The 10,489-nt window shown below is 66.3% G+C and carries 12 protein-coding genes; 4 read left to right on the top strand and 8 right to left on the bottom strand.

Going from position 1 to position 10,489, the window contains the following annotated elements; translation table 11 throughout:
* Both EPO55_RS19895 and EPO55_RS19890 read left to right on the top strand, forming a co-directional pair.
* Positions 1–870 (top strand): adenylate/guanylate cyclase domain-containing protein (locus EPO55_RS19895; protein WP_296338928.1); only part of this gene is annotated, 870 nt, incomplete at its 5' end.
* Positions 867–1,340: a gamma-glutamylcyclotransferase gene (locus tag EPO55_RS19890; RefSeq protein ID WP_296338927.1), complete on the top strand. Its 474-nt coding sequence runs from the start codon at positions 867–869 to the stop codon at positions 1,338–1,340. The genes EPO55_RS19895 and EPO55_RS19890, both read left to right, overlap by 4 nt.
* Before the next feature lie 2 nt (positions 1,341–1,342).
* Here EPO55_RS19890 and EPO55_RS19885 read toward each other — a convergent pair whose 3' ends face one another.
* The 6 genes from EPO55_RS19885 to EPO55_RS19860 are packed head-to-tail and all read right to left on the bottom strand — an operon-like array spanning position 1,343 to position 5,185.
* A complete protein-coding gene (locus tag EPO55_RS19885) occupies positions 1,343–2,293 on the bottom strand; it encodes a dienelactone hydrolase family protein (RefSeq protein ID WP_296338926.1) in 951 nt (316 codons plus the stop codon).
* Positions 2,290–2,739 carry a VOC family protein gene (locus EPO55_RS19880; protein WP_296338925.1) on the bottom strand — a complete coding sequence of 150 codons (450 nt, stop codon included), beginning with the start codon at positions 2,737–2,739 and terminating at the stop codon, positions 2,290–2,292. The genes EPO55_RS19885 and EPO55_RS19880 overlap by 4 nt, the downstream gene beginning before the upstream one ends.
* A 31-nt stretch (positions 2,740–2,770) precedes the next feature.
* Entirely contained in the window at positions 2,771–3,646 is an 876-nt protein-coding gene (locus EPO55_RS19875) for a transglutaminase domain-containing protein (RefSeq protein WP_296338923.1), read from the bottom strand.
* On the bottom strand, positions 3,643–4,071 hold the full coding sequence (locus EPO55_RS19870) for an SRPBCC domain-containing protein (RefSeq protein WP_296338922.1): 429 nt from the start codon (positions 4,069–4,071) through the stop codon (positions 3,643–3,645). The genes EPO55_RS19875 and EPO55_RS19870 overlap by 4 nt, the downstream gene beginning before the upstream one ends.
* Complete coding sequence (locus EPO55_RS19865) at positions 3,981–4,400, bottom strand: metalloregulator ArsR/SmtB family transcription factor (protein ID WP_296338921.1); 420 nt, start codon at positions 4,398–4,400, stop codon at positions 3,981–3,983. Before EPO55_RS19865 ends, EPO55_RS19870 begins: the two co-directional genes overlap by 91 nt.
* A 47-nt stretch (positions 4,401–4,447) precedes the next feature.
* Complete coding sequence (locus EPO55_RS19860; RefSeq protein WP_296338920.1) at positions 4,448–5,185, bottom strand: DUF72 domain-containing protein; 738 nt, start codon at positions 5,183–5,185, stop codon at positions 4,448–4,450.
* A 1-nt stretch (position 5,186) separates the two neighbouring features.
* Here EPO55_RS19860 and EPO55_RS19855 point away from each other — a divergent pair, with 1 nt between their 5' ends.
* Positions 5,187–6,125: a transglutaminase family protein gene (locus EPO55_RS19855; RefSeq protein WP_296338919.1), complete on the top strand. Its 939-nt coding sequence runs from the start codon at positions 5,187–5,189 to the stop codon at positions 6,123–6,125.
* 6 nt (positions 6,126–6,131) lie between these two features.
* Here EPO55_RS19855 and EPO55_RS19850 read toward each other — a convergent pair whose 3' ends face one another.
* A complete protein-coding gene (locus EPO55_RS19850) occupies positions 6,132–6,434 on the bottom strand; it encodes a DUF6295 family protein (RefSeq protein WP_296338918.1) in 303 nt (100 codons plus the stop codon).
* Positions 6,435–6,445: 11 nt separating this feature from the next.
* Complete coding sequence (locus EPO55_RS19845; RefSeq protein ID WP_296338917.1) at positions 6,446–7,201, bottom strand: dienelactone hydrolase family protein; 756 nt, start codon at positions 7,199–7,201, stop codon at positions 6,446–6,448.
* 325 nt (positions 7,202–7,526) lie between these two features.
* Between EPO55_RS19845 and EPO55_RS19840 the strand changes: the two genes are divergently transcribed.
* On the top strand, positions 7,527–10,325 hold the full coding sequence (locus tag EPO55_RS19840) for a hypothetical protein (protein ID WP_296338916.1): 2,799 nt from the start codon (positions 7,527–7,529) through the stop codon (positions 10,323–10,325).
* Positions 10,326–10,489: the final 164 nt, after the last annotated feature.

The following is a 10,489-nucleotide window of genomic DNA, read 5'->3' as shown; positions in this document are numbered from 1 at the left end:
GTGACGCGGTCACGCGCTGCTGCCGCCGCCACCGACTGCTCGAACTGCCGCCGCAGGCTGCCGGCCACGACGCCGGCGATCACGCCCTGGGGCAATATTCCCGACGAGACCCTGATCTACCATTTCAGCCGCAGCGTCGTGCTGCTGGCGGCAGGCGTGATCGCCGGCGTCGTGGCCGGCAGCCTGCGGCGGCAGTTCGAGCAGTCGGTGGCGGCGGCAGCAGCGCGTGACCGCGTCACCAACCTGTTCGGCCAGCATGTCTCGCCCGCCGTGGTCGACCGCCTGCTCGCGACGTCGTCGGAACCGGCGAGCGAGATGCGCACCGTGTGCGTGCTGTTCCTCGACATCCGCGGCTTCACGGCGACCACGCGCCAGAGGCCGGCCGGCGAGACGGTGGCGCTGCTCAACGACTTCTTCGCCGAGATGATCGAGGTCGTCGACCGGCACGGCGGCATCATCAACAAGTTCCTGGGCGATGGCTTCCTGGCGCTGTTCGGCGCGCCGCTCAAGGACCCGTCGGCGGCGACGAATGCGCTGGCGGCGGCGCGAGGCATGCTGGAGGCGGTCGACACGTGGAACCTCGTCCGGCCGCGGCAGGCGTTGCGCATCGGCATCGGCATCCACATCGGCGAGGCGGTGACCGGCACCGTGGGCTCGCCGCAGCGCAAGGAATACACGGTGATCGGCGACACGGTGAATCTCGCCGCCCGGCTGGAGCAGCTCACCAAGGAAACCGGATCGCGGCTGCTCGTCTCGAGCTCCGTGCGCGACGCGATGCAGGCAAGCGGCGATGGCGGTCCCGCCACCGACCTCGGTCCAATGGCGATCCGCGGCTACGACGAAGGGGTACGGGTATGGCGGCTGGCATGAAATGGTATTTCGCCTACGGCTCGAACATGGATGCCCGGCGCCTGTTCGACGACCGGATGAAGTCCAAGGGGATCGTGTGGGGCGAGCGCATCGGCGGCCGGCTCGACGGCTGGCGGCTCACCTTCGACAAGCTGGTTACACGGGCCGGAGCACCACCAGGCGCCGGTGCTGGCAACATCGTGACGGCTTCGGGTGAGGCCGTGCACGGCACGTTGAACCTGCTGCCGCCAGCGGGCTTCGACGAACTCGATGTTCATGAAGGCGTGGCGGGCGGCCACTACGAACGGCGCACGGTGCCGGTGGTGCGGGCCGACAATGGCGAGGCGGTCGAGGCGATCGCCTATGTGGCCTTGAAGGTCGCCGCCGGGCTCAGGCCGACGCGCGCCTACCTCGCCTGTCTGCTGGCTGGTCGCGACCTCTTGCCGGCCGACTACTGGGAACGGCTGGGCGCCACGCCGACGGTCGACTGACTTTAGCCGCCCTGCAGGTGGCGGCGCACGTAGCCCTTGAGATCGTCCATCGACTGTTTGGCGGCGGCATCGTTCGGCCCGCCGCTGACGCCCAGGGTCTTGCAAGCTGCAAATGCCTTGGCCAGGGCGCCCTGGATCGGCCGGCCGTCGGTGCCGATGGTCGTCACGCCGCTGGCGCGCTCGATCCACGAGCGGTCGGCCTGCTGCTGGAAGACGCACTTGGCATAGTTCTCGCCCCTCGGATCGAAGTAGGGCCGGCCGCCGTCGAACCCATGCGGGGCATTGGGGAAGACCGTGACCTCGACGCGCGCACCGGCCACCCGCAGGGCATTGCCGTAGGTCTGGCAGGGCTCGAAGCCGACATAGCTGTCGGCGCCGCCCAGCAGCATGTAGATCGGCGCGCCGGTGGTCTGCGGCCGGTAGTATTGCGCGCTGCAGGAGGGATAGAACGGCACATGCAGCGCGTAGCGCAGGCCGGCGGGCACGCCGGCGGCCACGACCAGCTGCTCGTGCGCCGCCATCAGCGTCGAGGTGCCGCCCTTGGAAAAGCCGGTGATGCCGATCTTCGCCGGGTTGATGCGGCCGTTGCCGCCCAGCGCCTTCAGTGCCACAAGCGCATCGAGGTTGAAGTCCTGACCGGTGACGGCGGACTGGTCCTGCACCGTCGATCTCACGCCACGCGGTCTGAACGAATCGATCACCACGGCGGCCACGCCCATCGCCACGATCTCGCGGGCAAAGCGGCCCTCGCGTGTATCGCTGACGCCGCCGCTGCCGTGGTGGATCACCAGCGCCGGCACCGGGCCGGCCGCGGCCGGCCAGTAGATCTCGGCCGTGACCTGGACCGGCTGGCCCTTCTGCCGGCTCTCGAACGAAATCGTCTCGCGCTGCTGTGCCTGCACCGAAGCGCAGGCCAGCAGGCTGAGTGCACCCGCGAGGGCGGTGCGTCTCATTCGGCCGGGACGGCCTTTTCCTTCATGGCGCCTGCCCGGTTGGTCATCGGGTCGAAGCCCTCGAGCTCCTTCACGTCTTCCTCGTGCCAGAAGTTGAGCTCGATCATCACGCCGTCCGGATCGTGGATGAAGACCTGCTGCAGCGGCCGCGCCGGCACCTTCCGAACCTCGAACTTGATCTTGTCCTTCTTGATCTGGTCGATGGTGCCGCGGATGTCGGCGCAGTTGATGGCGACATGGTCGATGGCGCCGCTGCCATGATCCTTGCGGCCGGTCTCCGAGACGATGTGCAGGATCGCCTTGTCGCCGGCATACATCCAGGCGCCGGGGAAGGGGAAGGGCGGGCGGTCGCCGTCGCGCAGGCCGACATACTTTTCGTAGAAGGCGACCGTCTTCTTCAGGTCCTTGCAGAAGATGTTCCAGTGGTCCAGCGAGAGCGCGGGCATATGTGCCTCCTACCGTTCCGAAAACGCCAGTTTAGGGCGAATCGGGGCCGGTGGAAACCGCTTCCGGGCGATTGAGGACGGCATTGAAGACGGTGGGCGGCACGGCAATGCGCGGGTCACCGTAGACGGCGCAGAGCTCATCGACGTGTCTGTCCGGCTCGTGCGTGAGCCGGGCCAGCCGGTCGATGAGGGCGACGTCGACCTCGGCGTCGACTTGGGTCATGCCGCCCCACACGTCCCACGGCAGCATCTCGCGGTTGTTCAGCGCCGCCACGTCGCGGATCACGTTGCTGGCGATGAACCAGAGGCCGAACATATCCAGGACTCCGAAGGCCTGCGGGTTGGCCTTGCCGTCGCGGCAGAGCTTCCAGGCATCGCCCGCGACCAGGAATTTGTCGCGCGGCACGTCGAGCGTGTCGAAGTCGATGCCGAACTTCTCGCGCTGCCGGGCGTCGATCTGAGCATCGACCAGCACCCAACGAAGTTGCGCGTCGTCGAAATACTCCGTCACCCAGTGGTCGATGAACATGTCGTTCACGAAGTAGGCGCCGAAGCCGCAGCGCGCCCGCGCGGCAATGCCCCGGGACCGCAACAGGGTAACCAGCATCAGCGTGTAGTGGCGGCAGCAGCCGGCGAAGCGCTCGCCGGGCGGGCGGGCCTTCGAAAGCGGCCGCGGATCGTGGACGGCGATCCGTTCCAGGATCTCTCTTGCGCCGCGCACATGCGGCTCGCCGCGCTGGCGGTCCGACAGCGTGACGCCATAGAAATCGGGCATATGCTCGTGGATCAGCAGGCCCTGCAGGACCTTCGCCAACCCGTCGACCGTGCGAGGCAGGGCGTTGAACTGCAGGGCCCAGATGCCGGCGTCGCTCATGGCGAGAGGCGTGCGGAAGGGGGCGAGGTTCACGCGAAGACCTTCTCCAGATTGTCGAGCGCCCGGTTCCAGCCCTGGCGATGATCGTCGCGCGCCTTCTCGTCGAAGAACTGCTCGTGCGTCAGCGTCAGGATGGTGCCGTCGCCGTCGGGCTTGAGATCGATGGTGACCTGCGATTCACGCTCCGGTGTCGTGCGCCAGGCCCAGCTGAACACCAGCTTCTTGCCCGGCACGACTTCCTTGTAGAGCCCACTCACGTCGTGCTGGCCGCCGTCGTCGCCGCGAAAGCCGACATCGAAGCGGCCGCCCACCCGGACGTCGGCCTTGGCGGTGCGGGATGCCGCGTTGGAGGCACCCCACCAGCGGATCATTTTTTCCGGGACGGTCCAGGCTTCGTAGACTTTTTCCGGCGGCGCTTTGAGGCGGCGCTTGAGGGCGAGGCTGGGCTTGCTTGCCATGAGTCGTCCTCCACGAAGGCGGCGAGGCGGTCGAGCTGCTCCGTCCAGTAGCGCTCGTACTTGGCCAGCCAGTTCATCGCCTGCTCCATCGGTTCGGCCTTGAGCTGACAGGTGACGGTGCGGCCGACCTTCTTGCGGGTGACCAGGCCGGCATCGGAGAGCACGTCGAGGTGCTTCATGATGGCCGGCAGCGACACCGGAAACGGTCGGGCGAGGTCGCTCACCGAGACGCCGCCTTGCGCGTCGAGCCGGGCGAGGAGCGCGCGGCGCGTCGGGTCGGCGAGGGCGGCGAAGGTGCGGTCGAGGACGGGGCTTTGAAGGTTAACCATAACGTTAAGTGTTATGGCGGCCGTCGCCTCCTGTCAAGCCGCCCGGCTCAGAGCCGCTTGATCAGCGCCTGTGCCGCGGCCGGATTGCGCACCTTGGCGCCGGAGATGAAGTAGACGAAGGCGTCGCCCTTCTTGGCCCAGGCCTTGGCGCGCTTGGCCCATTTGTCGAGATCGGCGGGCTTGTAGCCGGTCTTCACCTTCTCCTCGGCCTGCATCAGGCGGGCGTAGGTGAAGTCGGCCGTGGGCTCGTCGATCTCGGGGAAGTCCTTGTCGTGGGCATAGACGATGGCGGCGTTGTACTTGCGCGCGAGATCGTAGAAGCGCTTGTCCTTGAAGCTGTCGTGCCGCACCTCCAGCGCGTGGCGCAGGCGCAGCTTGCCGACCTCGCGCGGCAGCAGCTTCAGGAACGCCTCGAAGTCCTCGGGATCGAACTTCTTGGTGCCCATGAACTGCCAGTTGATGGGGCCGAGCCGGTCCTTCAATTCGACCAGCCCTTGCGTCACGAACCGCTGCACCGATTCGCCCGCCTCGGCCAGCACGCGGCGGTTGGTGCAGAAGCGCGAGGCCTTCACCGCGAAGACAAAGTCCTCGGGCGTGTCGTCGCGCCACTTGGCCCAGCTCGCCGGCTTGAAGCTCGAATAGTAGGTGCCATTGATCTCGATCGAGGTGAGCTGGCGGCTGGCATATTCCAGCTCGCGCTTCTGGGTGAGGCCCTCGGGATAGAACGTCCCGCGCCAGGGTTCGAAGGTCCAGCCGCCGATGCCGATGTAGATTTTACCTGTCACGATGCCCAGCTATACGTTGCCACGGGGGGAAGCGATGGCGGTTCTATTCGAGATCGAGCACACCACCACCTACAGCTATGCCAATCCGGTGACGTTCGGCAAGCACCGGGCCATGTTCCTGCCGCGACCGGCCGCGCGAGGGCGGCTCATCGATTGGTCGGCCAGGACCAGCAGCCCGTCCACGATCCGCTGGACCACCGACGCGCTCGGCAACAACGTCACGGAGATGGAATTCAGTGAACCCGCCAGGGAGCTGACCTTTTCATTCAAGGCGCGAGGAATCCACTTCGGTGTCGAAGGCGTCGAGAACCATGCCCTGGAGCCGCGGGCGGAGACGGTGCCGGTGCAATATACCCCGGACGAATGGAACGACCTCCTCGTCTATATCCGCCCCCATGCCGAGGATCCCGAAGGCGCGGTTGCCGCCTGGGCCAAGAGCTTCGTTACCGACAACCGGGACCGGACGACCGATGTCTTGCAGCGGATGCTCGACACCTTCCGTGACACGTTCACCTACAATGCCCGGGAGGCGGAAGGCACCCAGTCGCCGGCGGAAACACTGAGGACAAGATCGGGCACCTGCCGTGACTATGCCTGGCTGATGATCGAAACCCTGCGCCGCCTGAGCTTCGCCGCCCGTTTCGTCAGCGGCTACCTCTACGATTCCGCGCTGGATGGCGGCCAGGTCGGCATGGTCGGTTCCGGCGCAACCCACGCCTGGATGTCGGTATTCCTGCCCGGCGCCGGCTGGACGCACTATGACCCGACCAACCGCCTCAGCGCCGGCTTCGATCTGATCCCGGTGGCGATCGCCCGCCACCCGGGCCAGGCGGTGCCGCTGGAAGGCTCGTGGTTCGGCGATGCCAAGGACTATCTGGGCATGTCGGTCAAAGTCGCGGTCCGGAAGCTCGGCGACATCTCCGATCCGTCCGCAGGATAACGCACGTCACGCCGCTTTGACGAGACGCACCGCACCCTTGCCCCGGATCTCGGCCTCTTCGTACTCCGCCGCCGAGATAGCGCGATCGAGCGCGGCGCGCAGCTCCTTCGCGCTCTCGAGCGTGAGTTCGACCCCGGCCCGCGCGCCGGGATCGAGACTTGTGTTGAGGAAGTCGAGCGTGATCACGTCGCCCAGCGGCGCGTGACGCGCGTGGTCGTAAGCGACCACCGACTGCGTGAGCGGGAACCAGTCGTCGCCGCGCTTGGCCATGCCCTCGGCGCGGGCGATCTCGATGATGGACGTGCACATCTTCGTGCCTCCTACTTCTTGGCGAGATGCTTGCCGAAGAAAGCGAACACCTTGCTCCAGCCATCCATTGCCTGCTCGGGCCGGTAGAGCGGCCGGTGCCAGTAGAAGATGCCGTGGCCGGCGCCGTCGTAGCGGTGGAACTCGTGCGCCTTGCCGTGCTTCTTGAGTTCGGCCTCGTGCTGGTTCACCTGCTCGGGACTGGGGGCGCGGTCGTCGTTGCCGAACAGGCCGAGCAGCGGGCAGGAGAGGTCCTTCGTCATGTCGATCGGCGCCACCGGCGTCTTGGCGTTGAGCTCCTCCTTGCCCATCACCACGCGGCCGCCCCACAGCTCGACGCAGGCATCGACGTCCTTCTTCTGGCAGGCATAGATGAAGGCGTGCCGGCCGCCGGAGCACGAGCCGAAGAGGCCGACCTTGCCGTTGAGATTGGGCTGCGCGCGCATCCACTTCACCGCGGCCTCGGTGTCGGCCACCATCCGGGCATCGGGAATGCCGCCGTCGGCGCGCACCTTGGCCGCGACATCGTCGGGGTTGTTCTGGCCGCCCTCGCGCTCATAGAGGTTGGCGCAAATCGCCATATAGCCGTGATGCGCAAAGCGTCGCGTCGTCTCGATGTAGAACTCGCTCCAGCCCGGGAGATGGTGGATCAGCACCACGCCCGGGAAGGGACCCTTGCCTTCCGGTTTTGCCACGTAGGCGGTGATCGGGGTGCCTTTGTCGCCATTGATGGTGACGTTCTCAGCTGTCATGCCTCGATAGAACGACATCGGTCTTCCTCCCCTGTTGTGTAACGTGTGGGCGTCAATCTTGGCACACGGAGATCGGCCTGCGCTACGGCGGCCCTGGGCTCCGGAAGCTTGCGTGACCGTTGCGGCCCCCACCAGTGATCGTCCTCCCGATGCGATGATCCCGTAACGACTCCCGCAATAGGCGGATGTCGGGCTTCTTCATCTTGCGGTAGGCCGACATTGATTTATGCAATCCTGAGATGCATACTTTCCAGACGGATCGACCGTGAAGTCGGGGGACTTCCGCAGCAATTCCTGGGGGCAGCGCGCAGCACGGCGATCCGGTAATCCTGAGGCACCCGTCATGGCGAAACTGCACGATAGGGACAAGCAGCTTCTGGGCAACGCGGGGCGGGCGCTCGACGACGTCGCATACGTGGAGGCCGTGGCAGGCCTCGGCTTGTCGGGAAAGAGCCGGATATTCTCCTCCGGCGGTCCCGCCGTCGATTTTTCCTCTGCGCCGTGGCGGGGCCCGTCAGCCGGGCCGCGGGGCGCCCGCTGGTCGCGCCAGAAGCTGCTCGGGGCCATCGGCAAATGGCACGCTGTCCAGGCTGAGGCGCCCTCACCACGCGTCGTTGTCTCACACACTCCCGCGAAGACCGGCGGGGCCGATGTCTTTTCGCTGTTCCGTATTCTTACGCGGCCGGAGGCGCGCACCAGCAGCGTGTTCCTGAACGCGCGGCTGCCACAGGCGGACTTGCGCTGGCAGATGCCGATACGCGTCGGTGCCTGGCAGGACGACTACGCTGCCTTTGGCTTGCAGGACGTGGCAACGACGGGCCCCGCTTCCGGGATCATGAGATTTCACGAGCTGTCTCGCGAGCATGCGCGGTGCGAGGTGCTTGTTCTGCATGGCACCGTGCGAACGGCGCTGCAGCAGATCCTGGCCGCGCCTTTCGCGGTGCGCGCTGCATTTGTGCTGGTCGTCGGTCCGATGGACGCCCCGTGGCGGCAGACCGAAAGCCTGGCGAATGCACTGTTGGCGGAAACACAGGCCGCTGGCCTCTCTCTGATAAGCCTCGAGTCGCCATCGCAGCTTGCGGATCGCTTCCAGGATTGGGCTGCCGAGCTTTCCCACAACACGCCACTCGATGTCAGCCTGCAGACGGCTTTCCGGGAGGCCGCCGTCCTTCATCTGTTGACCGAGCAGTTGATCGAGGCGGCGGCGCTGCCGACGACGGCCCGAATGCTGGGTGCGCGCCTGGGGGCGTTGCCACGGTCAGCCGCCTTTGATCTGCCCAAGGAGACGCTGGATCGCATCGGTCTGCGCGGGATGGCCGCGGCGGCGCGCCCCGCGGGGCTGGGTGACGAACTCGTGAGCCGCGCCTTTACTCTTCCGTTCGATCGCGAAAGTCGGGGAGGCACGGCGCTCGCCGAGATTTCCACCGCCGAGAAGGCGGCCAGGGCAGGCACCACGGGATCGGAGCCGAACCGCGTCCTGCAGGCGGACGTCTTTGCCATCCGGGAAGGCAAGGCGGTCAAGGACACGAGGCCTTTCGTCGTAGGTCAACCCCACCGCGTGGAAGCGTTCATCGGCCCGCCGGGCGGCGGCGCACTGCAAGCCGACAAGCAATTCCCCGACAAGAAGCTCGATTGGCAGAATGCCGATCAATTCACGCTCGGCGTCATCTTCAGTGAGCCGAATCAGTGGGAGACGCCTCAGACGGGCGAGTTCGTCCTCGGTCGCTACGGCACGAGCGACCGGTGCGGTTTCGATTTCACACCGACCAAGGTCGGGCCATTCCGGGGCAGGCTCACCATCCACTACCGGGGGCGAGTCCTGCAGACGGCGCTGCTCGAGACGAGAGTCGAGGCGTCCCGGAAGGATGCCGCGGCCGCGGCCAGGAAGATTGCGCCGCGCCTGTCGGTGGAAACGCAAATACACGGCAGCCTGACGACCCTTGACGATCGACGACGCTTTGATGCCCACCTTGTGCTCAACAAGACGGTCGACGGCAAGCCCACGCTCCAGGCGGCTGGTCGCGACGGCGCCTACATCTCGTCGCTCGACAAGATAGACAAGCAGCTTGAGAAGATCAGCGCCCGACTGCGCGACGTGGCGAACGACGCCAAGCGCTACAGCACGGGGCTGACGAGCCAGCCCTGTACCGAGATGCTGGTCAAGCTGGCGACCGAAGGACGCGAACTCTTCGGCAGGCTGGTGATCGACTATATCGACGTTTCCGCCGCCGCCAGGACGCTGCGGGACAGCGAATACCTGCAGATCGTCGCGACCAAGCCGGATGCGGTGATACCGCTCGAGCTTGTCTACGAATACAAGTCGCCGGCGGCCAACGCCAAGGTGTGTCCGAACGCGCAGAAGGCGCTTCTCGACGGCCATTGCCCGGCCGACTGCGTTCCCAAGGATTCGCCGGCGACACATGTCTGTCCGATGGGCTTTTGGGGATTGCGCAAGGTGATCGAGCGCCACGTGCACAATCCGGCGCTCGGCCACGAGGCCTATGTCGAGGCGGTCGAAGCGATCGCGGGACGCGACGTCATCGCGCTCAAGGGCCCGGCTTTGCTGGCCGCCAGCAAGAATGTGCCCTCGAAAGCCCGAAAGAAACTGGAAGCCTCCGTCGTGAAGGGCTGGAAGACGTCGGGCGCCGTGAATCCCGTCGGAAAGTGGGCGCAGTGGAAGACCACGGTCAATGCCAAGAAGCCCACTCTGCTGGTGGCGCTGCCTCACTCGAGCGGCGCGGACGCGGAAATCAGCCTCGAGATCAGCGGCGACACACTGGAATCGAGGTTCATCGACGAGGACTACCTGCGGCCTGCAAAGGACAGGCCGCCGCCGCTGGTCCTGCTGATGGGATGTGACGTCGCCGGCACCGGCGACGCCAGGACCTACACCAGCCACGTCGCGCAGTTCCGGCGCAGCGGGGCACCCGTCATCCTGGGCACGCTCGCCGTCATCGAAGGCGGCGATGCGGCCACCGCGGCGGGAGTGATTGTCGAGCAGCTCGTGGCCGTCGTGAAAAAGGAACCGGCCAGATTCGGCGAAGTGCTGCGCGCCGCCAAGCGGCAGGCGATGACGAAGGGACTCTTGATGGTGCTCGGTCTCATCGGCTTCGGCGACGCCGACTGGCAACTCAAACTCTGAAGGAGCGGGCCGTGGCCGAAAAATTCTTCAACATTGAAATGCTTCCGGCGCATCACGGCGATTGCCTGTGGATAGAGTACGGCGACGGCGACGGCACCAACCGCATCCTGATCGATGGCGGCACGGTCGGGACCTACAAGGATCTGTCCCAGCGCATCGGCAAG

The organism is Reyranella sp., assembly GCF_004296935.1.
Classification (GTDB): domain Bacteria; phylum Pseudomonadota; class Alphaproteobacteria; order Reyranellales; family Reyranellaceae; genus Reyranella.
Note: the sequence above shows the minus strand (reverse complement) of the source record. Positions and strands in the feature narration are given on the sequence as shown.